Below are 23,360 nucleotides of genomic sequence, written 5' to 3' on the forward strand. Positions count from 1 at the left end.
ATTCCTCCTACAAGGCGAGTTTTCATTTTATCCCCCTACAGAGTGATTAGTTGGTGAGGCGAATAAAGACGGTTCCAAGATCGTCTCCCGAGTCTGAGTTTCCTTCGAATGCATCAATGGACTCATACTTCTTGAATTCGCCGATGATGCCTCGGCAAGGATCCACGCAGGCGGTAGCCGGAGTGGGTGAATTGTTGTACGTCCGAGGGCTCGTGGAGCCGCCGCCAAATTTCCAGCCGACCATTTGAAATGTGGCGTAGCCCCTGATGTGGAACCAGCCCTTTCCCTTGTCCTTGCCGGCATTGTCGAACACCGGGAAAACGCCGAGTACTTCGTCGCCGGCCTGGATGGTGTTGATCCAGCCCTGGAGGACCGAATCGCAGTTTTCGGCCGGCTTGCTGGGGTAGTCCGCGCCAGGATCATAGGCGGCGTTATCTTCAACATCGGTGGTGGCCCGGCACGGACCGCCGTTCTGGTCCAGCCAGCCGAACCCGCCGGGAATCGCATGCCCGGACGTCGACGTGCAGTCAGCCATTCCAGGCTTGTAACGGATCTGTTGAAGGATGCCCGTTTCCACTGCGTCGGTGAGGTCGTACTGGCATTCGGACAGGGCCAGCGGGAAGCCCCCTCCTGATCCAGGAACCTCAATGGATGCAGTGGCATGAGCACCCACGCTGACTGCCGGTGCGGTTAGGGCGCTGGCGAAGAGCTTTGCGAGCACGCTGCTGCTGCCGTTCTTCGTAGTGGTCTGGACCGTCACCTGGTCCGCCACGGAAAGGTCAACTTCGGAGACGTTCGCATCTCCGTCGTTGGCGTTTCCGGAGGCCAGTGCGTCGGCAAATGCCTGGGCCTCGGCCTGAGTGCAGCCTGTCTTGTGGCAGGCTTGGGCGACCCCTAGGGCGCTGGCGTCCGCGCCGTTCTGGAGCTGGGCCCGCTCGGAATAGATCTGACCAACATCCACGGCCAGGGCGCCGGCGCCGATGATCACGAGCATCATGACGGCCACCAGGACACCCACTGCACCCCGCTCGGCCTCCGAGGGTTTAGCCTTTAGCCTTCGCATCGCATGGCTCCTGTCCCGGTGACCATCACGGTGCTGCCGAAGATGCCCGTCAGTGTTGGAACGGGGTAGGTGATGGTGACGGTCATGTTCTCGCCGGCCGTGCACGATCCGGGGGAGAAGGCGTACTCAAAATCGGCGCCGTTCAGGCCGGGCGCGCCGGCGGTTGCGGCAAGGGCTGCTGTGCCCTGATCGTCCTCGATGGCCATCTCCCTGGCAGCCTCCCGGGCAGCTTGAGTGACGGAAATCTGCAGGTTATAGGCATACGAGAACTCGACAATGCCGGCCACCAGCGCCAAAAGGACGGGAGCGACCAGGGCGAATTCGACAGCCGCTGCACCGCGCTCTCCTGTTGTGGAGCGTAGACTTTTGCGTTTCACTTGACCCCTCCGCGAGTAACGCCGCCGGATTGGGGGTGCGTAGCGTCCATCCATGTAGACGCGACACACCCCCACTGGACGGATGGACTATGGGGTAGCCACACCGGCTCCATTGGACCAGCCGGCGACGGTGCCGCCGAGTTCGTTGAACCACAGCGACAGGTTGTTGCCGAAGATCGTGACGCCACCGATGACGGCGAACGCAATAAATGCAATGAGCAGCGAGTATTCGGTTGCGGTGGCGCCTTTTTCTGATTCCAGTCGGTCCTTGATTCCGGAAACGAAGGCAAGAACCGAGACCATGAGAGTAGACATTGTTTTTCCTTAGGTTCGATGGAATAAATGCTTTCGAATTCCAGCCTCCCCCATACCGCGAAAGGGCTGGTGCTTCGATAGCTAAAGAATCCACCGGAAAACATGCGCACAACAAGGCGTAGCTCTACCCGACTTTCCCCTCAAGAAAATAAGTATTCCCCCCAAGCAAGTACTCACACTAGGAAAACTGCAAGCACAGGGCTACTTGGAATCTCAAGAAATCATCAAGGTTATTGCAGGAAATTCAACGTTTCACCACAAATACCGGTCTTTAGGATGCCAATAACACAGTGGCCAGCGCAGCGGCCAGCATCGAGGGGCCAAAGGCAATTTCCGAACCCAAATTGGCGCGTTTCAGCCTAATCAAAACGACGGATAAAATCCCGCCTAGAACAAATCCAAGCGCCCCGCCGTAGAACAGCTGGCTCCAGCCCAAGTAGCCCAAGTAGAGGCCCACTGGGGCGGCAAGCTTGACATCACCCATGCCGATGCCGTTTGGCGAGATCAGGGCCAGAATCAGGAAAATGACGAACAGGATGGCCGCCCCAGCGGCCGCGCGGAGCAGTTCGGCCCACTCTGCCGTGGCGAAGCTGCACAGAAAGAGGAGCGCCAGGCCGGCCACCAGCAGTGTGAGCACGAGGGGATTCGGCAGCAGGTGGTGGGCCACATCTATTCGGGCCAGCTGCACGCCGACGACGGCCAGCGCCAGGTAGGCCGGCAGTGTCCACTCCATTCCCAGCCGCAGACCAAGGGCGCCGAAGAGCACTCCGGTGAGTGCCGCCGTCGTAATTCTTGTCCGTACGCCCGGAAGCCCGCCAAGGCGGGGGAGGGTGCGGGCGATGAGGAGATCCGCAAGCAGGCTCAGTAAAATGCCAAGGAGCCCCATGACCAAGGCGAAGAGCGGCCCGGCGCTGGCGATACCTGCTGAAGTCACGTGCACTCCTGGGTGGAAGGGCCCGGCGCTGGCGCAGGACTCCTCGACCCCCGCCACCGGATACCCCATTTTGACCCGGGCGTCCGGTTGGCGCTATTCTTGGTAGTCGTTGTGCGTGTCCTATCTCGATGATGCGTGCCCGCTGAGAATCCGGTTGCAGGATAGCTACTCCTCGGGCACATTCGGGACTCCAGGACCACTGGATTCATAGAGCCCTCACCTCTGTTCCGGTAGCGCATAGATAGTAGGTGCACACCCTTACGTGACACCTAAACAAGAACGCCAGAACAAGAACGAGGCAAACACCGTGCGTACGTACACCCCGAAGCCCGGCGATATCAACCGCCAGTGGCACGTCATTGACGCCACCGACGTTGTCCTTGGTCGTCTTGCCAGCCAGACCGCAATCCTGCTGCGCGGCAAGCACAAGGCCACTTTCGCGCCCCACATGGACATGGGCGACTTCGTCATCATCATCAACGCTGAAAAGGTTGCCCTCACCGGCGCCAAGCTGGAGCAGAAGCGCGCATACCGCCACTCCGGTTACCCGGGCGGCCTGACCTCCGTCAACTACGCGGAGCTGCTGGAATCCAACCCGGTCCGCGCCGTTGAGAAGGCCATCAAGGGCATGCTCCCGAAGAACTCCCTCGCTGCACAGCAGCTGGGCAAGCTGAAGGTCTACCGCGGTGCAGAGCACCCGCACGCCGCCCAGCAGCCCAAGACTTTCGAAATTTCCCAGGTCGCCCAGTAGTCCTGGCCACCAACTAACTTATCTATACAAGGAGAACCGTGGCTCAGAACGAAGAGACCACCGAAGCCGTTGAGGCTGAGGAAAACCTGACCAGCTACACCTCGGAAAGCGGCGCTACCGAAGCCGCCCCGAAGAAGGAGCGCCCGGCACTGACCGTTGCCGGCGCAGCTGTTGGCCGCCGCAAGGAAGCCGTTGCACGCGTTCGCGTCGTGCCGGGCTCCGGCAAGTGGACCATCAACGGCCGCGAGCTCGATAACTACTTCCCGAACAAGCTGCACCAGCAGGACGTCAACGAGCCCTTCAAGATCCTCGATCTCGAAGGCGCCTACGACGTCATTGCCCGCATCCACGGCGGTGGCCCCTCCGGCCAGGCCGGTGCACTGCGCCTCGGCATCGCCCGTTCGCTGAACGAGATCGACGTCGAGAACAACCGCGCCACCCTGAAGAAGGCCGGCTACCTCACCCGTGACGCCCGCGTCATCGAGCGTAAGAAGGCCGGTCTCAAGAAGGCACGCAAGGCTCAGCAGTACTCCAAGCGCTAAATCCGCTTGCCGGGGCGTTCCGCCTCGATCAGAAGCCCGTTCCGCCATGTGGCGGGGCGGGCTTCTGCCGTTAACCAGAGTTACGGGACATGGTCCCCGGTGAACAGGGAAAACGTTCCCGACGCCGTCAGATGACGCCGTCCAGACCGGGTCCAAGGCAGGGGCGGGCGCCTGAATCGTCTAAACTTGGACGCGATGTCTACATTATTTGGAACAGACGGTGTCCGTGGCCTGGCGAATGGCCTGCTGACAGCCGAGCTCGCATTGCAGCTGGCCCAGGCCGCCGCCGTCGTGCTTGGCCATGAACGCACCAGCGAAGGTGCACGCCCGCGCGCCGTAGTGGCGAGGGACCCCCGTGCCAGCGGCGAGTTCATCGCCGCGGCCGTCGAGGCCGGGCTTTCCAGCTCCGGCATCGACGTCTACGACGCCGGTGTCCTGCCCACTCCCGCGGCCGCCTACCTTGTGGCAGACCTGAAGGCGGACTTCGGCGTCATGATCTCCGCCTCGCACAATCCGGCTCCCGACAACGGGATCAAGTTCTTCGCCCGCGGCGGCCAGAAGCTCCCCGACGAGGTGGAGGACGCCATCGAGGCCCAGATGGGCAAGGAGCCTTTCCGCCCCGTGGGCGGGGAGGTGGGCCGCATCCAGCGCTTCTCCGACGCCGAGGACCGGTACATCGTCCACCTCCTGGGAACCCTCCCGCACAACCTCAATGGCATCAAAGTGGTACTGGACTGCGCACACGGTGCCGCCAGCGGCTGTTCCCCCCAGGTCTTCAAGGATGCGGGCGCTGACGTGATTGTGATTGGCGCCGAACCGGACGGCCTGAACATCAACGAAGGGGTCGGCTCCACGCACCTTGGCCCGCTCAAGGCCGCCGTGGTGGAGCACGGCGCCAACCTCGGCATCGCCCACGACGGCGACGCCGACCGCTGCCTGGCCGTGGATCACGAGGGCAACGAGGTGGACGGCGACCAGATCATGGCTATCCTCGCCGTCGCGCTGAAGAAGGCCGGCAAGCTCAAGGACGACGTCCTCGTGGCCACCGTGATGAGTAACCTCGGCCTCAAGATCGCACTCCGCGACGCTGGCATCGCCATCCGGGAAACGGGCGTGGGGGACAGATACGTGCTGGAACAAATGCGCGACGGCGGCTACAACCTGGGCGGCGAACAGTCCGGCCATGTGATTCTCGCCGACTACGCCACCACGGGCGACGGCGTGCTGACCGGCCTGCAGTTGGCCGCGCAGGTGGCCCTGACCGGCCGCCCGCTGAAGGAACTCGCGACGGTCATGACCAAACTGCCCCAGGTCCTGATCAACGTGAAGGATGTGGATAGGAACCGGGTAAAGGGTGACGCAATCCTGGCGGCAGCCGTGCAGGCAGCTGAGACCGAACTGGGGGACACAGGCCGGGTGCTCCTGCGCCCCTCTGGCACGGAGCCCGTTGTGCGCGTCATGGTGGAGGCCGGCGAACAGCAGACAGCCCAGCTCATCGCCGAGCGCCTCGCCCAGGTTGTGAAGACCCAACTGGCACTCGAACTCGTCGGCGACTAGGTTCCGCCTGGCCCCGGAAAGCTCCGCCCAAAAAGCAAGAAGCAGCCCGCCTCCCCGACGGAGGCGGGCTGCTTTTTTCACTTCGCTTGGCGCGTGGCGGGCGCGCTACTTCGCCGGCTGGTTCTGTGCCTGCAGGGCGTCGCGGATCTCCTTGAGCAGGGCGATCTGTGGGTCCTCGGCCGCTTCCTTCTTCGCGTCCTGCCCGATTCCCAGCTTGCGGTTGCGGTGCTCGATGAGCCGGTTCATCGGGGCGACGATGACGAAGTAAAGGGCGGAGGCAACCAGCAGGAAGTTGACCACCGCGGTGAGCAGCACGCCGAACCGCACGTCGCCGAACGCCAGGAAATCGTCAAAGTTCGGCTCTCCGACCAGCAGCGAGATCAGCGGCATCAGGACGCTCTTGACCAGCGCATCAACCACGGCGCTGAACGCCGATCCGATGACCACCGCCACGGCCAGATCGATGACGTTTCCCTTGAGAATGAACTTTTTGAATCCGGTAAGCATGCCAACCAAACTACCGCACAGGTTCGGCGGGCCGGCTACCGGTAGCCGGGAGCGGCTTCCAGGCCGAAATACTGCTCCAGGGTGGCGATGCCGCGTTTCCGCATGTCCGTGGCCGCCTCCACACCGACGTACCGTAAGTGCCACGATTCGTAAAAGTACCCGGTGATGGTGTGCTGCATAAACGGGTAGCGCACCACAAAGCCGAAGCGGTGCGCGTTGGCCTTGGCCCAGACGGCGGCGGACTGCTCCGCGAAGCATGGCTGGAAGCTGCAGGCGCCGCCGCCGTCGCCGATGTCGAATGCCCAGCCTGTCTGGTGTTCAGAATAGCCCGGGCGCGCCGAGGCGGTGTCCGCCGCCGCACGCCCCTCGGAGCTAACCCAGCCGTTGTACGTGACCACCTGCGTCGCGTAGGAACGGTAACCGCTCGCCAGGGTCATTGTGACCCCGTCCGCCGCCGCCGCGGCGAACATCCGTTCTGCGGCAGCCGCCGTCGTGCTGTTCAGCTGCGACGCCTCGCCGGTGACGGCGAGGGCAACGCCGGGCTGGACCAGATCGGCCGGGACGTAGTTGGCCGGCTTGAGCGGGCGGTGCTTATTGACGATCACCCAGGGGCTAGCGGGCGCGGTGAGCGAGTACTGCTTGGGCAGGCGGGAGGCGGCCGACGGCGGGGCTGCCGCCGCCGTCGTGGTTGGTGCGGCTGTGGACGGCGACGTGGCGGATGCGCTGGCCGGGGACGCGGGGGCTGTGGGGGAGGCCGCGCCGCTGGTCCTTGCAGAGGAGCCCGTGGAGGCGGATCCGGACCCGGACGGGACCGGAGAGGCGTCACCGGAAGCGGCCGGGGACGCCGTGCCCGAAGCCGGCGAAATGGTTCCGGAAGCTTCCGGCGCAGGGCCAGGGGTACAGGCCGCCAGGGCAGACAGGCCGGCGCCCGCCATCAACAGCCGCGCCACCGCGCGGCGGCTGGGCCGATCCCCAGGCCGGGCCTCCGCGGTGGGCTCGGAAGGGCAGTTGTAGCACATGCGTGCTAGACCTTTCTCAGCAGCATCCGGCGGACGGAATGGTCCGCTTCCTTGGTGAGCACCAGCTGGGCCCGCCCCCGGGTGGGCAGCACATTCTCTTCCAGGTTCGGTTCGTTGATGCGCTTCCAGATGTCGCGGGCAGTCGCTTCGGCCTCGGAGTCGGAAAGCGTGGCGTAGCGGTGGAAGTACGACTCCGGCTGCGCGAACGCGGTGGAACGGAGCTTCCGGAACCGGTCCACATACCATTCCTCAATGTGTGACGTCTTGGCATCCACGTAGATGGAAAAGTCGAAGAAGTCGCTGACCGCCAGCCCCTGGCGGCCGTCGTGCCGCGGCCGCGCGGGAGCGAGCACGTTCAGGCCTTCGACGATGAGGACGTCCGGACGCCGGACCACCACTTCCTTGCCGGGGACGATGTCGTAGGTGATATGCGAGTACCAGGGTGCCCGGACTTCCTCGGCGCCACCCTTGATTGCGCTGACAAAGCGCAGCAGCGCGCGGCGGTCGTAGGACTCCGGGAAACCCTTGCGGTCCAGCAGCTGGCGGCGCTTGAGTTCGGCCAGCGGATAAAGGAAGCCGTCGGTGGTGATGAGCTCTACGTTTGGCGTGCCCGGCCAGCGCCGCAGCATCTCGCGGAGCACGCGCGCGATGGTGGACTTGCCCACCGCCACGGAACCGGCCACGCCGATCACGAAAGGCGTGCGCTGGGTCTGCTCGCCAAGGAATGTGGTGGTGGCCGCATGGAGCTGGCCGGCGGCTTCCACGTACAGGTGAAGCAGCCGGGACAGGGGAAGGTAGACCTCACGCACCTCGTCGATGTTGAGAGGGTCGCCGAGACCGCGAAGGCGCAGTACGTCCTCTTCATTAAGGGGCTGCTCCATCTGGGCTGAAAGGCGAGACCACGTCTGCCTGTCCAGCTCCACGAACGGGGAAACACCCTCTCCGTTCGCTTCGTTGCGTTGCAAAGTCACCCTAGAGATTCTGCCCCGACCAGCGCCGAGAGCGAAATGCGGCCATTCTTGAGCGAGTCTTGACCCTATGCAATACCGATTCCTGAGCCTGCCGGGGGACCGTTCAGGGAAAAGGAAGAACCGATGCATATTCGAGGGGTCTCAACATGGGGAAGGTAGTTCCACCGCAGCTGCCCCATCTGACGGGCCGCGACTTCGGTGGCAGGCGCGGTGGGGGAGCGGCCACGCGTGTCCTGCAGATACGGCGCAGGCGCCGGTTCGCCGCGGCAAGACGCTGGGCAAACTTCAGCGTGCTCCTGGTTATCGCCTTGGCAGCGCTGGTCCTCGTCGCAGTTCCGCAGGCCACCGGATCCCGGACCTACACGGTGCACACCGAATCCATGGCCCCGAAGTATCCGCCGGGCACCTTCCTTGTAGTGAAACCCGTGGCCTTCAGCCAACTGAAGTTCGGCGACCTCGTTACCTACCAGCCCGCGCCGGACCGTTTCGAAGTAACGACTCACAGGATTGTGGGCTTCGGCCGCGTTCAGGCGGGGGAACGGACTCTGATCACCAAGGGCGACAACCACGAGGCCAACGACGCCGCCCCTGTCCGTGCCCGGCAGATTAAGGGAAAGCTCTGGTATGCGGTTCCGTTCGCGGGATACGTGACCGAGGCGGTCGGCAGCGCCGACCGCGGCTTGTGGATGACGGTGGCGGCCGGTGGTCTGAGCCTCATGAGTGCGCTGCTGATCGTCCTGACCGCCCGCCGTCGACGGCGGGAAGCGTGACGTAGCCGGGGCGGGAGTTCCCCGCAAAGCCGGTTAGGCTTATACCCATGTGTGGAATCGTGGGTTATGTTGGCCGTACGTCGGGCCGGGCTGATGCCGGGCACGGCGCGTTGGATGTTGTTCTTGAGGGGCTGCGCCGCCTGGAGTACCGGGGCTATGACTCGGCCGGTGTCGCTGTCGTGGCTGACGGGGAGATTTCCTCGCGGAAGAAGTCCGGAAAGCTGAGCAACCTGCTGGCCGAGCTGGAGGAGCGGCCGTTGCCGGATTCGCTGACCGGTATTGGGCACACGCGGTGGGCCACGCATGGTGGCCCGACGGATCAGAACGCCCACCCGCATCTGTCGGATGGCGGGAAGCTTGCGGTGATCCACAACGGCATCATTGAAAACTTTGCTGAGCTGAAGCAAGAGCTGCTGGCCAAGGGTGTTGTCTTCGCGTCGGAGACGGACACCGAGGTTGCCGCGGCGCTGCTGGGCGACATTTTCCGGAACAAGCTGGGCGGGGACGTCTCCGACGGCGGCCTGACCAAGGCCATGGAGCTGGCCTGCCAGCGGCTTGAGGGCGCGTTCACGCTCCTGGCGGTGCACGCTGACCAGCCCGACGTCGTCGTGGCCGCGCGCCGGAACTCCCCGCTGGTGGTGGGCCTGGGCGAGGGCGAGAACTTCCTGGGTTCGGACGTGTCCGGGTTCATTGACTACACCCGCCGTGCGGTGGAGCTGGGCCAGGACCAGATCGTGACGATCACCGCTGACACGGTGGAGATCACTGACTTCTTCGGCGCCCCGGCGGAGGGCAAGGAGTACCACGTTGACTGGGACCCGGCCTCTGCTGAGAAGGGCGGCTTCGCCTCGTTCATGGAGAAGGAAATCCATGACCAGCCCGACGCCGTGGCGCAGACGCTGCTGGGACGCTCGGACCTGAACGGCCGGCTGACCCTGGATGAGCTGCGGATTGATCCGGAGCTGCTGAAGAAGGTCGACAAGATCATTGTGCTTGCCTGCGGCACGGCCGCGTACGCGGGCCTGGTGGCGAAGTACGCGATCGAGAACTGGTGCCGGATCCCCACGGAGGTGGAGCTCGCGCACGAGTTCCGTTACCGCGACCCGATCGTCACTGAGAACACCCTGGTGGTCTCCATCAGCCAGTCCGGCGAGACGATGGACACGCTGATGGCCGTCCGGTACGCCCGCGAGCAGGGGGCCAAGACGGTGTCCATTTGCAACACCAACGGCTCGACGATTCCGCGTGAGTCCGACGCTGTGCTGTACACGCACGCCGGTCCGGAGATCGCGGTGGCGTCCACCAAGGCGTTCCTGGCCCAGATCACTGCGGCGTACCTGCTGGGGCTGTATCTGGCGCAGCTGCGCGGGAACATCTTCTCCGGGCAGGTCAAGGACGTGCTGGCTGACCTGGGCAAGATCCCGGCGAAGATCCAGAAGATCCTGGACTCGGCCGAGGAACTGCGCGAGCTGGCCCGGAGCATGAAGGACGAGAAGTCTGTGCTGTTCCTGGGCCGCCACGTGGGCTACCCGGTGGCGCTCGAGGGTGCGCTGAAGCTGAAGGAAATCGCGTACATCCATGCCGAGGGCTTCGCCGCCGGTGAGCTCAAGCACGGCCCGATCGCGCTGATCGACGAGGGTCAGCCGGTGTTCGTGGTGGTCCCGTCCCCGCGCGGCCGCGATTCGCTGCACTCGAAGGTGGTCTCCAACATCCAGGAGATCCGGGCCCGCGGTGCCCGCACCCTGGTGATCGCCGAGGAAGGCGACGAAGCGGTCCGGGACTACGCCGAGCACGTCTTCTACGTCCCGGAAACCCCGACGCTGCTCATGCCGCTGCTGACCACCGTTCCGCTGCAGATCTTCGCGTGCGAACTTGCCGCCGCCAAGGGCTACGACGTGGACCAGCCGCGCAACCTGGCCAAGAGCGTCACAGTAGAGTAAGCGCATGATTGTTGGCATCGGCGTAGACGTAGTGGACATCGAGCGCTTCGGACGGCAGCTGGAGCGCACCCCCGGACTCCGGGACCGGCTGTTCGTGCCGGCCGAGCGGGAACTGAACACCCGCTCCCTGGCCGCGCGGTTTGCCGCCAAAGAGGCCGTGGCCAAGGTCCTCGGCGCGCCGGCCGGCATGAACTGGCAGGACTGCTGGATCGGGCTGGACCAGAACGGCCCCACCGTCCAGGTCAAGGGAACGGTGCTCGCCGTGGCCGAAGCCAAGGGCGTCAAACGGTGGCACTTGTCCATGAGTCACGACGGCGGCATCGCCACGGCCACCGTCCTGGCCGAGGGCTGACCCCGGACCGACTGACCAAGATGATCAGCGCCTACACCGGAACCCAGATCAGGGAGGCTGAAAAGCCCCTGCTGGATTCAGGTATGGGCGCTGTTCTCATGCAGCGGGCGGCCCGCGGCATGGCCAACGCCGCCATTGCGGAGCTGCGCAGCCGCGGACGCCGCCTTTACGGCTCCAGTGTTGTTGTCCTGGCCGGCAAGGGCAACAACGGCGGCGACGGCCTCTTCGCCGCCGCGCACCTTGCCGGACGGGGAATGCGGACGACGGCGGTGCTCGCCTCCGCCACGGCCCACCCGGACGGCCTGGCGGCCTTTCGGCGCGCCGGCGGCCGGGTGCTGGCGCTGACTGACGCGAACGCCGGTGAGCTGGCAGCGCTGGCCGGCAGGGCCGACGTCGTTTTTGACGCGCTTCTCGGAACCGGCGCCCAGGGCGGACTCCGGGGAGCGACGGCGGAACTCGTGTCGCAGCTTGCCGCCAGCACCCGCGGCCTCGTGGTGGCGTGCGACGTGCCCAGCGGCGTGGATGCGGACACGGGAGAGGCCGCCGGACCCGTTCTGCCGGCCGACATCACCGTCACGTTCGGCGGGGCCAAGGCAGGTCTGCTGGCGGACCCGGGAGCGGACTTCGCCGGCCGGGTAGAGGTGGTCCGGATCGGGATCGAGGACTCGCTCCCGTGGCCCGCCCTGCGCCGCCTGGAAGCCGCCGACCTGGCCGTCCTGCTCCCACGGCCCTCGCGGCGCGCCCACAAGTATTCGCGCGGTGTCCTCGGTGTGGTGGCCGGATCCCCGGCTTACCCCGGCGCCGCCGTGCTCGCCTGCCGCGGGGCGCTTGCCGCCGGCGTCGGGATGGTCCGCTACGTCGGACCGCCGGAGGTAGCGGACCTCATCCGCCACAGCTGCCCCGAGGTGGTCTGCAGTACCGGCACCGTGGCGGAGACGCACGTCCAGGGCTGGCTGGTCGGCTCCGGGATGGACGGCAAGGACGAGGAAGAGATGCAGCGCGTCCGCGACGCCGTTGATTCCGGCCTGCCCACCGTGGCCGACGCTGGCGCCCTGCCCGTGCTGCCCGACGTGCTGGCCCCGCAGGTGGTGCTGACGCCGCACGCCGGGGAGCTGGCCACCCTGCTGCAGCGCCTCGGGGCCGACCTTGACCGCGAGGCCGTCGAGGCCTCCACCCTCGCCGCCGTGCGCCGTGCGGCCGGCCTGACCGAGGCCACCGTGCTGCTGAAAGGCGCCAGCACGTTGGTGGCATCGCCGTACCAGGATTTCTACAGCCAGTCTGAAGGAACGCCGTGGCTGGCCACCGCCGGAAGCGGTGATGTGCTGGCCGGAATCATCGGTGCGTTGCTCGCCCAGGTGGGGTCCGACGTCGGACGCTTCCGGGGGATGGGCATCGATCCGGACGAACGCTGGGCGGCCATTGCGGCTTCGGGGGCGAGCCTGCACGGCCTGGCCGGAGCCTCGGCTGCAGCCGGTGGCCCGCTGACGGCGGGGCGGATTGGTAACGCCCTACCCGAAATATGGGATAAAGTCAGCACGCTTAGTAATTAGCGTGTGGGTCACGAAATAGTCATACCCACCCGCTACGGTAAGACCAAGTTCCTTGCAGGTCGTGCGTGAAGACCTGCCGGACGCAGTGTTGGACGAGGTATAGGAGCACGAATGGAAATCTGGCCCGGATCGGCTTACCCGCTGGGAGCCACGTTTGACGGCACCGGAACCAACTTCGCGTTGTTCAGCGAGCACGCGGAAAAGGTGGAACTCTGCCTCTTCGACGAGGAGGGGACCGAGACGCGGGTCACCCTCCGCGAGGTCGACGGCTATGTGTGGCACTGCTACCTGCCCCAGATCCAGCCGGGGCAGAAGTACGGCTACCGCGTCCACGGTCCTTACGACCCGGACAACGGCCAGCGCTTCAACGCCAACAAGCTGCTTCTTGACCCGTACGCCAAGGCAGTCGCTGGCCAGATCGACTGGGATCCCGCCCTGTTCTCGTACAACATGGGCGACCCGTCATCCAAGAACGACGCCGATTCAGCGGCGCACATGATGATGGGCGTGGTCATCAACCCGTTCTTCGACTGGGACAACGACCAGAATCTGCGCATCCCGTACCACAAGTCGGTCATCTATGAGGCGCACGTCAGGGGGCTCACCGAGCTGCACCCGGAGATTCCCGAGGAGCAGCGCGGCACCTATGCCGGCGTGGCGCACCCGGCCGTGATCTCCCACCTGCAGAAGCTGGGCGTCACCGCGATCGAGCTCATGCCCGTGCACCAGTTCGTCAACGACGGCACGCTGCAGGAGAAGGGCCTGAGCAACTACTGGGGCTACAACACCATCGGGTTCTTCGCGCCGCAGAACACCTACAGCTCCACCGGGGACACCGGCCAGCAGGTCCAGGACTTCAAGGCGATGGTCCGTTCGCTGCACCGGGCAGGCATTGAGGTCATCCTCGACGTCGTCTACAACCACACCGCCGAAGGCAACCACCTCGGCCCCACCCTGAGCTTCAAGGGCATCGACAACGAGGCCTACTACCGCCTGGTGGAGGACGACAAGCAGTACTACATGGACTACACGGGCACGGGCAACACCCTGAACGTCCGCCAGCCGCACTCCTTGCAGCTGCTCATGGACTCGCTGCGCTACTGGGTCACCGAGATGCACGTTGACGGGTTCCGTTTTGACCTCGCCGCCGCGTTGGCCCGCGAATTTTACGACGTCGACCGTCTCTCCACGTTCTTCGAACTCATCCAGCAGGACCCGGTGGTGTCCCAGGTCAAGCTCATCGCCGAGCCGTGGGACGTCGGGCCCGGCGGCTACCAGGTGGGCAACTTCCCGCCGCAGTGGACCGAATGGAACGGCAAGTACCGCGACACCGTGCGCGACTTCTGGCGCGGCGAACCTGCCACGCTCGGCGAGTTCGCCTCGCGCATCACCGGCTCGGCGGATCTCTACGAGCACTCCGGCCGCCGCCCGGTGGCGTCGATCAACTTCGTCACCGCGCACGACGGCTTCACGCTGCGTGACCTGGTGTCCTACAACGAGAAGCACAACGACGCCAACGGCGAGGACAACAAGGACGGCGAGTCGCACAACCGCTCCTGGAACTGCGGAGCGGAGGGCCCCTCGGACGATCCCAAGGTCCTGGCGCTCAGGGCGCGGCAGCAGCGCAACTTCATCGCCACCATGCTCCTCTCACAAGGCGTGCCCATGATCCTGCACGGCGACGAGATGGGCCGCACCCAGCAGGGCAACAACAACGGGTACTGCCAGGACTCGGAGCTGACCTGGGTCAACTGGGACAGCGTGGACCAGCCGCTCATCGAATTCACCGCGGCCGTCAACTCCCTGCGCGCCAAGCACCCCACCTTCCGGCGCAGCCGGTTCTTCGACGGCCGGCCCGTCCGGCGAGGCGAAGGCGAGCGGCTGCCGGACATCGTATGGCTCGATCCCGACGGCAACCTCATGTCCCCGGAGGACTGGGACAGCGGCTTCGGCCGCTCGGTGGGCATGTTCCTCAACGGTGACGGCATCCAGGGCCATGACGACCGCGGCCGCCGGATCACCGACGTGAACTTCCTGCTGTACTTCAACGCCCACGACGGCGACGTCGAGTTCACCCTGCCGCCGGACGAATACGCACCGGCCTGGGACGTCATCATCGACACAGCCGGTGAAGGCGCCGACTCTGAGCCGGCCAACGCGGGCAGCCTGCTGTCCGTCGCCGCGAAGTCCCTCGTGGTGCTCCGCGCCCACAGCGCCCCCGAGGAGGAACCGGATCATTCCGTTGCCGCCTCGCTGGCGGCTCTGACCCAGACAGCCACCGCTGAGACGGCAGCGCTCACCTCGCCTGCAATCCCGGATCCGGCCAAGACGAAGCAGCCGGCTGATCCGGTTGCAGAGTCTGCGGCCGAGCCGGCCGCTGAGCCGGCTGTTGAGCCTGCGAAAGCCGAGCCGGCTGCGGAGTCTGCTGCTGAGCCTGCCGTGGAGCCTGCGAAAGCCGAGCCGGCCGCCGAGTCTGCTGCTGGGCCTGCCGTGGAGCCTGCGAAGGCCACGAAGGAGCAGCCGGCGGAGAAACCGGCGCAAAAGCCTGCCGGGCGGCGGAACAACCACTTGAAGGCGGTCAAGCCCGAAGGGGAGGACGCATGAGAACGCCAATTTCCACCTACCGGCTGCAGATCCGGAAGGGATTCACGCTGTTCGACGCCGCCGAAACCGTGCCGTACCTGCACTCGCTCGGCGTCGACTGGGTCTATCTCTCTCCGGTCCTGACCGCTGAGCAGGGCTCCGACCACGGGTACGACGTCACCGACCCCTCCGCCGTCGACCCCGAACGGGGCGGCCCGGAGGGGCTGGCGGCCGTTTCCAAGGCGGTACGCGCCGCCGGCATGGGCGTGCTGATCGACATCGTGCCCAACCACGTCGGCGTTGCCACTCCGGCGCAGAACCCCTGGTGGTGGTCTCTGCTCAAGGAGGGGCGCCAGTCCCGTTACGCTGAGGCGTTCGACGTCGACTGGGACCTTGGCGGGGGGCGCATCCGGCTCCCGATTCTCGGCAGCGACGATGACCTGGACCAGCTCGAAATCAAGGACGGGGAGCTCCGGTACTACGACCACCGCTTCCCGCTGGCCGACGGCAGCTACACCGAAGGTGACTCCCCGCGCGACGTCCACGCCCGGCAGCACTACGAACTGATGGGCTGGCGGCGCGCGGACAACGAGCTGAACTACCGCCGCTTCTTCGCGGTGAACACCCTCGCCGGCGTCCGCGTGGAGATCCCCGCTGTCTTCGACGAGGCCCATGAGGAAGTGGTGCGCTGGTTCCGTGAGGGCCTCGCGGACGGCCTGCGGATCGACCACCCGGACGGCCTCGCCGACCCCGAGGGGTACCTGAAGCGGCTCCGGGAAGCCACCGGCGGGGCCTACCTGCTGGTGGAAAAGATCCTCGAGCCGGGGGAGCAGCTGCCCGCCAGCTTCGAATGCGAGGGCACCACGGGCTACGACGCCCTCGCCGACGTCGACCGGGTTCTCGTTGACCCTCGCGGCCAGGAAGCTCTGGACCGGCTGGATGCCTCGCTACGCGGCGGCGAGCCTGCCGACTACGAGGACATGATCCGCGGAACCAAGCGCCGGATCACCGACGGCATCCTCCACTCTGAGATCCTGCGGCTGGCCCGGCTGGTTCCGGACGAGGCCGAACTCCCCGCCGATGCCACGGCCGACGCGATCGCCGAAATCATCGCCGCCTTCCCGGTCTACCGGACATACCTGCCGGAGGGTGCGGAAGTCCTGAAGGAGGCGTGCGAGCTTGCCGCGCGCAGGCGGCCGGAACTCGACCAGGCCATCCAGGCTTTGCAGCCTCTTTTGCTGGACACCGACCTGGAACTTGCCCGGCGCTTTCAGCAGACCTCGGGAATGGTCATGGCCAAGGGCGTGGAGGACACCGCGTTCTTCCGCTACAACCGTTTGGGCACCCTTACGGAAGTGGGCGCCGACCCCACGGAGTTCGCTGTGGATCCCGACGAGTTCCATGTCCGGATGGCCCGCCGGCAGGCCGAGCTGCCGCTGTCCATGACCACGCTCAGCACACACGACACCAAACGCAGCGAGGACACCCGGGCGCGGATCTCGGTCATGTCCGAGGTTGCCAGCGAATGGGAGAAAACCCTGAACCGGCTGCGCGAACTGGCTCCGCTGCCGGACGGCCCGCTGTCTGCACTTTTGTGGCAGGCCATCGCCGGCGCCTGGCCCGCCAGCCGGGAGCGCCTGCAGTATTACGCGCTGAAGGCCGCGCGGGAGGCCGGAAACTCGACCAACTGGACCGATCCGGATCCGGCGTTCGAGGAGAAGCTGGCCGCCGCCGTCGATGCCGCGTTCGACAACCCTGCGGTCCGGGCTGAAGTCGAGTCGCTCGTGGAACTTCTGGAGCCGTACGGCGCCTCGAATTCCCTCGCAGCGAAGCTCGTTCAGCTGACCATGCCCGGCGTCCCGGACGTGTACCAGGGCACGGAGTTCTGGGACCGTTCGCTGACGGACCCGGACAACCGGCGCCCGTTCAGTTTCAACGACCGCCGCGCCGCGCTGGAGCAGCTTGATGCCGGCGACCTGCCCCCCTCATTCACGGATGAGCGGACCAAGCTGCTGGTGACCTCGCGTGCACTGCGGCTGCGCCGGGACCGGCCCGAGCTGTTCACCGGCTACCGCCCGGTCCAGGCCAGCGGCCAGGCCGCCGGGCACCTGCTCGCGTTCCACCGCGGCACCCCGGCAACGCCGGGTGCGCTGACGCTCGCGACCCGGCTTCCCTACGGACTGGAACGCGACGGCGGCTGGCGGGACACCGCCGTCGAACTTGAGACCGCCATGAAGGACGAACTGACAGGCGCCGGCTTCGCACCGGGAACCGTGAAGATCACTGACATCTTCCGGACCTACCCGGTGGCGCTGCTGGTGCCGCAGACGGGAGAAGAGTGATGACGCACACAGGCCAGGCAACCTACCCCCGCGAAGCCGCAAAGCCCGTGCAGGGACCGGAACGCTTCGACGTCTGGGCCCCGGACGCCGGATCCGTGACGCTGCTGGCCGGGGGGGAGCGCTACGCCATGCAGCGCAGGTCCGGCACCGGACCCGAGAACGAGGGCTGGTGGACCGCCGCCGACGCACCCGCTGGCGGCGACGTCGACTACGGGTACCTTCTGGACGGCGACGAAACCCCGCTGCCGGATCCCAGGACCCGGCGCCAGCCCGACGGCGTCCACGCACTGTCCCGCACCTTCGACCCCGCCGCACACACGTGGCAGGAGGACGGCTGGCAGGGCAGGGAACTGCAGGGGGCGGTCATATACGAGCTCCACCTCGGTACGTTCACGCCCGAAGGGACGCTGGATGCGGCCGCGGGCAAGCTGGATTACCTGGCCGGCCTGGGCGTGGACTTCATCGAGCTGCTGCCCGTGAACGCGTTCAACGGCACGCACAACTGGGGCTACGACGGCGTGCAGTGGTTCGCCGTCCATGAGGCGTACGGCGGACCGGAGGCGTACCAGCGGTTCGTCGACGCCGCACACGCCGCGGGCCTCGGCGTGATCCAGGACGTGGTGTACAACCACCTCGGTCCCAGCGGGAACTACCTCCCGCGGTTCGGGCCCTACCTCAAGCAGGGCGAGGGCAACACGTGGGGCGACTCCGTAAACCTGGACGGTCCCGGCTCAGACCATGTGCGCCGGTTCATCCTGGACAACCTGGCCATGTGGCTGCGCGACTACCGCGTTGACGGCCTGCGGCTGGACGCCGTCCACGCCCTGAAGGACGAGCGCGCGGTACACATTTTGGAGGATTTCGGGGCGCTGGCCAGCCAGATCTCCGCCGAGGTGGGACGGCCGCTGACGCTCATTGCCGAATCCGACCTCAACAACCCGCGGCTGCTGTATCCCCGGGACGTCAACGGGTACGGGCTGGAAGGGCAGTGGAGCGACGACTTCCACCACGCCGTCCACGTCAACGTCACCGGCGAGACCACGGGCTACTACAGCGACTTCGACTCCCTCGGGGCCCTCGCCAAGGTGCTCCGGGACGGTTTCTTCCACGACGGCAGCTACTCCAGCTTCCGGGAACGCCACCACGGCAGGCCGATCGATTTCAGCGCGGTCCACCCGGCCGCCCTCGTGGTCTGCTCGCAGAACCACGACCAGATCGGCAACCGCGCCACCGGGGACAGGCTCTCGCAGACCCTGCCGTACGGGAGCCTGGCGCTAGCCGCGGTGCTGACCCTGACCGGGCCCTTCACGCCCATGCTGTTCATGGGCGAGGAGTACGGGGCCAGCACGCCGTGGCAGTTCTTCACCTCGCACCCGGAGCAGGAACTCGGCAAGGCCACTGCGGAAGGCCGGATCAAGGAGTTCGAGCGCATGGGGTGGGATCCCGCCGTCGTGCCCGATCCGCAGGATCCGGAGACTTTCCGACGGTCCAAGCTGGACTGGGCGGAGGCCGCCGAAGGCGATCACGCCCGGCTGCTGGAGCTGTACCGTTCGCTCACCGCGCTGCGCCGCTCCACGCCGGACCTCACCAAGCTGGGCTTTGAGGACACGCAGGTGGAGTTCGACGACGATGCCCGCTGGCTACGGTTCCGGCGCGGCGGCGTGCAAGTGCTGCTCAACTTCTCGGAGCAGCCGGTAAGTCTGGAGGGTGCGGGGACGGCCCTGCTGCTGGCCACCGACGACGCCGTCCGGCTGGAAGGTGAGCGCGCGGAGCTCGGCCCGCTGAGCGCCGCCGTCGTCAGTGACTGAGTGAACTGCTGGGGCGGCGTCCACCGCCGGTGACCGGATGGTGGACGCCAGCCCCGCAGCCTTGGCGCGGCTGGCAGGATGGAACACATGACTTATGTGGCCTCGGACACCCGCTATGAAACCATGCCGTACCGCCGCGTCGGACGCAGCGGCCTGAAGCTGCCGGCCATCTCGCTGGGCCTGTGGCACAACTTCGGAGACGACAAGCGCTTCGACGAACAGCGCGCCATCCTGCGGCGCGCCTTCGACCTCGGTGTCAACCACTTCGACCTCGCCAACAACTACGGCCCGCCGGACGGCTCCGCGGAGACCAACTTCGGCCGGCACCTGCAGGACGACTTCAGGCCTTACCGGGACGAACTGGTCATCTCCACCAAGGCCGGTTACTACATGTGGCCAGGCCCGTACGGCGAGTGGGGCTCCCGGAAGTACCTGATCTCCAGCCTCAACCAGTCGCTGCAGCGGATGGGGTTGGACTACGTGGACATCTTCTACAGCCACCGGCCGGACCCGGAGACGCCGCTGGAGGAGACCATGGGCGCGCTGGATTACGCCGTCCGCTCCGGCAAGGCGCTATACGCGGGCATCTCCTCCTACACCCCGGAGCAGACACTCGAGGCCGCCCGCATCCTGAAGGAGCTCGGCACCCCGCTGCTCATCCACCAGCCCAGCTACTCCATGCTGAACCGCTGGACCGAGAACGGTTCGCCCAACCTCTACGAGGCGCTGGACCAGGTGGGCGCCGGCTCCATCGCGTTCTCCCCGCTGGCCCAGGGCATGCTCACCGACCGCTACCTCAACGGTGTCCCGGCCGACTCCCGCGCCGCCAAGGCCAGGTTCCTGTCCGAATCTTCGTTGACAGAAGAAAAGCTGGACCGGGTGCGCGGGCTCAACGCCATCGCCGCCGGCCGCGGACAGTCGCTGGCGCAGATGGCCATCGCGTGGATCCTGCGTGACCAGCCCAAGGGCTCCCCGGTGACCTCCGCACTCGTCGGGGCGTCCAGCGTCCGGCAGCTCGAGGACACCCTGGCCGCTATCAACAACCTTGAGTTCAGCGCTGAGGAGCTGACCGCGATCGATGAGTTCGCCGTCGAATCCGACATCAACCTCTGGGCGCAGCGGGTCTGAACCCGGCACGTCAAAGAGTGCCACGTAATCAAGCCGCCGGGGCCGGCGGGAACAAAGCCGGCCCCGGCGGCGTTTGGTTAGACTGATAAGCGCGCCGCGTGGCGCGGTGCCCGTCAGACGCCGTCGTACAACAACGTACGCGCGCGCAGGGCACATGAAGTTTGTTCTCAAAGGAGTTCCGTGTCTTCAAATCCGATTCGTGTTGCTATCGTCGGCGTGGGTAACTGTGCCGCTTCGCTGGTCCAAGGTGTCCATTACTACCGGGATGCCGACCCCCAGGCCACGATTCCGGGTCTGATGCACGTGGAGTTCGGCAAGTACCACGTCAATGATGTGCAGTTCGTGGCCGCGTTCGATGTTGACGGCAAGAAGGTTGGCGTCGACCTCGCGGACGCGATCCTGGCCAGCGAAAACAACACCATCAAGCTTGCCGAGGTCCCGCCGACCGGTGTGACGGTCCAGCGCGGGCACACCCTGGACGGGCTGGGCCGGTACTACCTGGAGACCATCGAGCAGTCCACCAAGGAACCGGTCGACGTTGTCCAGGCCCTGAAGGACGCCCGGGCTGATGTCATGGTCTGCTACCTTCCGGTCGGGTCCCAAGAGGCCGCGGAGTTCTACGCGCAGTGCGCGATCGACGCCGGGGTGGCGTTCGTGAACGCGCTGCCGGTGTTCCTCGCGGGCACCAAGGAGTGGGCTGACAAGTTCACCGCCGCGGGTGTGCCGATCGTGGGTGATGACATCAAGAGCCAGATCGGTGCCACCATCACGCACCGCGTCATGGCCAAGCTGTTCGAGGACCGCGGTGTGACGCTGGACCGCACGTACCAGCTGAACGTGGGCGGGAACATGGACTTCAAGAACATGCTCGAGCGGGACCGGTTGGAGTCGAAGAAGATCTCCAAGACCCAGGCCGTGACCTCCAACGTCGAGGCCGAGCTGGCTGCGAAGGATGTCCACATCGGCCCGTCCGACTACGTGCAGTGGCTCGATGACCGCAAGTGGGCCTTCGTTCGCCTGGAGGGCCGCAACTTCGGTGACGCGCCGGTGTCTTTGGAGTACAAGCTGGAGGTCTGGGACTCGCCGAACTCCGCCGGTGTGATCATCGATGCGATCCGTGCTGCGAAGATCGGCCTGGACCGTGGCATCGGGGGCCCGCTGCTTTCGGCGTCGAGCTACTTCATGAAGTCCCCGCCGGAGCAGTTCAACGACGACCTCGCCCGCGAAAAGGTCGAGGCCTTCATCCGCGGCGACCTCGACCGCTGACCTCGGACCCTCCCTCACGTCCTGCAGGTTTTGACCGGACGCGTCCTCAGGTCCTGCAGGTTTTGACTCGATGCTCCCTCACCTTTGGTGGGGGAGCATCGCCGCTTAAGCGTCCTTGTCGTAGCGCCGAATCGCGTGGCTTGCGTGCGCGAGTGCCAGCAGCTTCAGGACCAGCTGGCCATGCAGATGCATGCCGACGGCCGCCGTCATGATCAGCTGATTGACGTCTTCCGGCGCCGTTGTGGCCGAAATATTCACTGCGGCTATGGCGTCCACCGCCTGGCTGTACGCGTTGAGCAGGTCTTCGGTCACTGGCACGCCCAGACTTTCCATTAGGGCCAGGTGGGCATTGAGTGAGTTTCTGGCGTCGCTCGGTACATCCGGCCAGTTCCGGAACCGTACGACGGCGTCGCCCGCCGGAGTGCGGAGGTCGCCGTGCTCCGTCCCCACGTCGTCGAGCCCCAGCACCGCGCGCTGGACCGCAGCCAAAAGCTCAAGGCGGGGGACGCCGTCGTCGGCCATTTTGAGCAGGGAACCGATCTTGGCCATATTCAGTCCGACCACGCGCCGCAGCGCCTGGATGAGTTCCAGCCGGCTCAGATGATGCTCTGAGTACTCCGCCCGGGTTGCGTGGACCGAGCGGCCTGGGGGCAGCAGCCCCTCGCGGAGGTAGAACTTGATGCTGGCGGGGGAGACTCCCGTCCTCTCGCTGAGTTCCTTCAGCTGCATGCTCGCTCCTTCCTCTACGGATGGCAGCCTCTTGGATAGCTGTCGCGCCGCTGGCTATCTTGATTTACACCCACTGGATAGTGGCTCTATCCTAGTCGCATGGAGCCTTGGAATGTACTGCTTGCCAGCCACGTCATTGCCGCCCTTTTTGTTCTTGCTATTGGTCCGGTGCAGATCCTTCGCCGCCGCCGGGACCGCATCCACCGGACCATGGGACACCTGTGGGTCGCGGCGATGTACTACGTCTGCTTGAGCAGTTTCTGGATCGTCAGTGAAGGGCATTTCAGCTGGCTTCACGGGCTGTCCGCGTTCACGATCGTGACGGTCACCCTTGGACTGATCAGTGCGGTGCGCCGGAACATCCCGGCGCATAGGGGGAACATGATCGGCAGCTACATCGGCATCGCTGTGGCGTTCGGCTTCGCCGTCGCGGCTCCGGGGCGCGCCATTCCTCACCTTCTGGCCGAGGATCTGCCAACTGCGCTGTACGTTGCCGCGCTGGTGGCGCTCAGCGTCGCCGTCGTCTTCATTTCGCTCCGGCGCGGCGAGGGCCGTCGCGTCCAGGACACAGGGCGCAAGGCTGACCAAGCCACGGTGGCTGCAGCTTCGGCAGGGGCTGTGGCGGGCCGAAGCCAGTAGTACCCGCACCCCCAAACGCTTCCTCATCTTTCGTCGCTGCACGCGGGGCAGGTTCAAGGGGTCGTTGCAACACCTGAGTGATTGGTGTTGTTGTGGGACGTTTTGGTCGGCCTGAGGTGTTGGGTGAGGTTGTGCGGGTGTTCTGGGAGGCGAGGTCTTCCGGGTTGTCCGATGAGGTGGCGGCGGAGGCTGCCGGGCTTTCCGTTACTGCGGCACG

At 65.8% G+C, this 23,360-nt stretch carries 22 protein-coding genes; 14 read left to right on the forward strand and 8 right to left on the reverse strand.

Translation table 11 applies throughout. The features are described 5' to 3' along the window. Nucleotides 1-46: 46 nt before the first annotated feature. The 4 genes from G9E11_RS18210 to G9E11_RS18225 all read right to left on the reverse strand — a co-directional run bounded on the left by G9E11_RS18210 (nt 47) and on the right by G9E11_RS18225 (nt 2,689). A complete protein-coding gene (locus G9E11_RS18210; protein WP_190608264.1) occupies nt 47-1,063 on the reverse strand; it encodes a pilus assembly protein TadG-related protein in 1,017 nt (338 codons plus the stop codon). Then, nucleotides 1,051-1,440 carry a TadE family protein gene (locus G9E11_RS18215; protein WP_311764405.1) on the reverse strand — a complete coding sequence of 130 codons (390 nt, stop codon included), beginning with the start codon at nt 1,438-1,440 and terminating at the stop codon, nt 1,051-1,053. The genes G9E11_RS18210 and G9E11_RS18215 overlap by 13 nt, the downstream gene beginning before the upstream one ends. Before the next feature lie 87 nt (nt 1,441-1,527). Then, nucleotides 1,528-1,755: a Flp family type IVb pilin gene (locus G9E11_RS18220; protein WP_190608268.1), complete on the reverse strand. Its 228-nt coding sequence runs from the start codon at nt 1,753-1,755 to the stop codon at nt 1,528-1,530. Nucleotides 1,756-2,026: 271 nt separating this feature from the next. After that, nucleotides 2,027-2,689 (reverse strand): prepilin peptidase, encoded by a 663-nt coding sequence (locus G9E11_RS18225; protein ID WP_311764406.1) that lies wholly within the window; start codon nt 2,687-2,689, stop codon nt 2,027-2,029. Between the two features lie 307 nt (nt 2,690-2,996). On the opposite strand from G9E11_RS18225, the gene rplM reads away from it, so the two are divergent. From rplM to glmM, 3 genes are all read left to right on the forward strand, one after another. Next, nucleotides 2,997-3,440 (forward strand): 50S ribosomal protein L13, encoded by a 444-nt coding sequence (gene rplM / locus G9E11_RS18230; protein ID WP_011692756.1) that lies wholly within the window; start codon nt 2,997-2,999, stop codon nt 3,438-3,440. 38 nt (nt 3,441-3,478) lie between these two features. Then, nucleotides 3,479-3,982, forward strand: coding sequence for a 30S ribosomal protein S9 (gene rpsI / locus G9E11_RS18235; RefSeq protein ID WP_190608273.1), 504 nt, complete (start codon nt 3,479-3,481; stop codon nt 3,980-3,982). 195 nt (nt 3,983-4,177) lie between these two features. After that, nucleotides 4,178-5,539 carry a phosphoglucosamine mutase gene (glmM, locus tag G9E11_RS18240; protein ID WP_190608275.1) on the forward strand — a complete coding sequence of 454 codons (1,362 nt, stop codon included), beginning with the start codon at nt 4,178-4,180 and terminating at the stop codon, nt 5,537-5,539. A gap of 105 nt (nt 5,540-5,644) precedes the next feature. Here glmM and mscL read toward each other — a convergent pair whose 3' ends face one another. Then, the gene (gene mscL, locus G9E11_RS18245; protein WP_190608277.1) at nt 5,645-6,046 is read right to left on the reverse strand and encodes a large conductance mechanosensitive channel protein MscL; all 402 of its coding nucleotides are present in this window, start codon (nt 6,044-6,046) and stop codon (nt 5,645-5,647) included. A 35-nt stretch (nt 6,047-6,081) separates the two neighbouring features. After that, a complete protein-coding gene (locus G9E11_RS21660; RefSeq protein ID WP_414635205.1) occupies nt 6,082-6,651 on the reverse strand; it encodes a M15 family metallopeptidase in 570 nt (189 codons plus the stop codon). On the opposite strand from G9E11_RS21660, the gene G9E11_RS21665 reads away from it, so the two are divergent. Then, nucleotides 6,641-7,060, forward strand: a complete 420-nt coding sequence (locus G9E11_RS21665) for a hypothetical protein (protein ID WP_414635206.1) — start codon at nt 6,641-6,643, stop codon at nt 7,058-7,060. The two genes, G9E11_RS21660 and G9E11_RS21665, sit on opposite strands and share 11 nt — an antisense overlap. Before the next feature lie 10 nt (nt 7,061-7,070). Here G9E11_RS21665 and coaA read toward each other — a convergent pair whose 3' ends face one another. Beyond that, entirely contained in the window at nt 7,071-8,036 is a 966-nt protein-coding gene (coaA, locus tag G9E11_RS18255; protein WP_190608281.1) for a type I pantothenate kinase, read from the reverse strand. A 146-nt stretch (nt 8,037-8,182) separates the two neighbouring features. Between coaA and G9E11_RS18260 the strand changes: the two genes are divergently transcribed. From G9E11_RS18260 to G9E11_RS18300, 9 genes are all read left to right on the forward strand, one after another. Continuing rightward, complete coding sequence (locus G9E11_RS18260; protein WP_190608283.1) at nt 8,183-8,806, forward strand: signal peptidase I; 624 nt, start codon at nt 8,183-8,185, stop codon at nt 8,804-8,806. A 47-nt stretch (nt 8,807-8,853) separates the two neighbouring features. After that, nucleotides 8,854-10,746 (forward strand): glutamine--fructose-6-phosphate transaminase (isomerizing), encoded by a 1,893-nt coding sequence (glmS, locus tag G9E11_RS18265; RefSeq protein ID WP_190608285.1) that lies wholly within the window; start codon nt 8,854-8,856, stop codon nt 10,744-10,746. 4 nt (nt 10,747-10,750) lie between these two features. Then, a complete protein-coding gene (locus tag G9E11_RS18270; RefSeq protein WP_066277757.1) occupies nt 10,751-11,098 on the forward strand; it encodes a holo-ACP synthase in 348 nt (115 codons plus the stop codon). Between the two features lie 20 nt (nt 11,099-11,118). After that, on the forward strand, nt 11,119-12,648 hold the full coding sequence (locus G9E11_RS18275; protein WP_190608288.1) for an NAD(P)H-hydrate epimerase: 1,530 nt from the start codon (nt 11,119-11,121) through the stop codon (nt 12,646-12,648). 111 nt (nt 12,649-12,759) lie between these two features. Beyond that, entirely contained in the window at nt 12,760-15,252 is a 2,493-nt protein-coding gene (gene glgX, locus G9E11_RS18280) for a glycogen debranching protein GlgX (protein ID WP_190608290.1), read from the forward strand. Beyond that, nucleotides 15,249-17,573, forward strand: coding sequence for a malto-oligosyltrehalose synthase (gene treY, locus G9E11_RS18285; RefSeq protein WP_190608292.1), 2,325 nt, complete (start codon nt 15,249-15,251; stop codon nt 17,571-17,573). Before glgX ends, treY begins: the two co-directional genes overlap by 4 nt. Next, complete coding sequence (gene treZ, locus G9E11_RS18290; protein WP_190608294.1) at nt 17,573-19,381, forward strand: malto-oligosyltrehalose trehalohydrolase; 1,809 nt, start codon at nt 17,573-17,575, stop codon at nt 19,379-19,381. Before treY ends, treZ begins: the two co-directional genes overlap by 1 nt. 87 nt (nt 19,382-19,468) lie before the next feature. Further along, nucleotides 19,469-20,509, forward strand: a complete 1,041-nt coding sequence (gene mgrA / locus G9E11_RS18295; protein ID WP_190608296.1) for an L-glyceraldehyde 3-phosphate reductase — start codon at nt 19,469-19,471, stop codon at nt 20,507-20,509. Nucleotides 20,510-20,689: 180 nt separating this feature from the next. Continuing rightward, the gene (locus tag G9E11_RS18300) at nt 20,690-21,775 is read left to right on the forward strand and encodes an inositol-3-phosphate synthase (RefSeq protein ID WP_190608299.1); all 1,086 of its coding nucleotides are present in this window, start codon (nt 20,690-20,692) and stop codon (nt 21,773-21,775) included. A gap of 105 nt (nt 21,776-21,880) precedes the next feature. Here G9E11_RS18300 and G9E11_RS18305 read toward each other — a convergent pair whose 3' ends face one another. Beyond that, nucleotides 21,881-22,504, reverse strand: a complete 624-nt coding sequence (locus tag G9E11_RS18305; RefSeq protein WP_190608302.1) for a MerR family transcriptional regulator — start codon at nt 22,502-22,504, stop codon at nt 21,881-21,883. 99 nt (nt 22,505-22,603) lie between these two features. Here G9E11_RS18305 and G9E11_RS18310 point away from each other — a divergent pair, with 99 nt between their 5' ends. After that, nucleotides 22,604-23,143 carry a DUF2306 domain-containing protein gene (locus tag G9E11_RS18310; RefSeq protein WP_190608304.1) on the forward strand — a complete coding sequence of 180 codons (540 nt, stop codon included), beginning with the start codon at nt 22,604-22,606 and terminating at the stop codon, nt 23,141-23,143. Nucleotides 23,144-23,360 lie beyond the last annotated feature (217 nt).

Origin of the sequence: Arthrobacter ipis (assembly GCF_014694315.1) — a bacterium.
Lineage (GTDB): Bacteria > Actinomycetota > Actinomycetes > Actinomycetales > Micrococcaceae > Arthrobacter > Arthrobacter ipis.

Excerpts from the sequence above, each read along its gene's own strand:
- G9E11_RS18210 (WP_190608264.1), bottom strand. The coding sequence starts at position 1,063 with ATGCGAAGGCTAAAGGCTAAACCCTCGGAGGCCGAGCGGGGTGCAGTG.
- G9E11_RS18220 (WP_190608268.1), bottom strand. The coding sequence starts at position 1,755 with ATGTCTACTCTCATGGTCTCGGTTCTTGCCTTCGTTTCCGGAATCAAG.
- glmM (WP_190608275.1), top strand. The coding sequence starts at position 4,178 with ATGTCTACATTATTTGGAACAGACGGTGTCCGTGGCCTGGCGAATGGC.
- mscL (WP_190608277.1), bottom strand. The coding sequence starts at position 6,046 with ATGCTTACCGGATTCAAAAAGTTCATTCTCAAGGGAAACGTCATCGAT.
- G9E11_RS18260 (WP_190608283.1), top strand. The coding sequence starts at position 8,183 with ATGGGGAAGGTAGTTCCACCGCAGCTGCCCCATCTGACGGGCCGCGAC.
- glmS (WP_190608285.1), top strand. The coding sequence starts at position 8,854 with ATGTGTGGAATCGTGGGTTATGTTGGCCGTACGTCGGGCCGGGCTGAT.
- G9E11_RS18270 (WP_066277757.1), top strand. The coding sequence starts at position 10,751 with ATGATTGTTGGCATCGGCGTAGACGTAGTGGACATCGAGCGCTTCGGA.
- G9E11_RS18275 (WP_190608288.1), top strand. The coding sequence starts at position 11,119 with ATGATCAGCGCCTACACCGGAACCCAGATCAGGGAGGCTGAAAAGCCC.
- glgX (WP_190608290.1), top strand. The coding sequence starts at position 12,760 with ATGGAAATCTGGCCCGGATCGGCTTACCCGCTGGGAGCCACGTTTGAC.
- treY (WP_190608292.1), top strand. The coding sequence starts at position 15,249 with ATGAGAACGCCAATTTCCACCTACCGGCTGCAGATCCGGAAGGGATTC.
- treZ (WP_190608294.1), top strand. The coding sequence starts at position 17,573 with ATGACGCACACAGGCCAGGCAACCTACCCCCGCGAAGCCGCAAAGCCC.
- mgrA (WP_190608296.1), top strand. The coding sequence starts at position 19,469 with ATGACTTATGTGGCCTCGGACACCCGCTATGAAACCATGCCGTACCGC.
- G9E11_RS18305 (WP_190608302.1), bottom strand. The coding sequence starts at position 22,504 with ATGCAGCTGAAGGAACTCAGCGAGAGGACGGGAGTCTCCCCCGCCAGC.
- G9E11_RS18310 (WP_190608304.1), top strand. The coding sequence starts at position 22,604 with ATGGAGCCTTGGAATGTACTGCTTGCCAGCCACGTCATTGCCGCCCTT.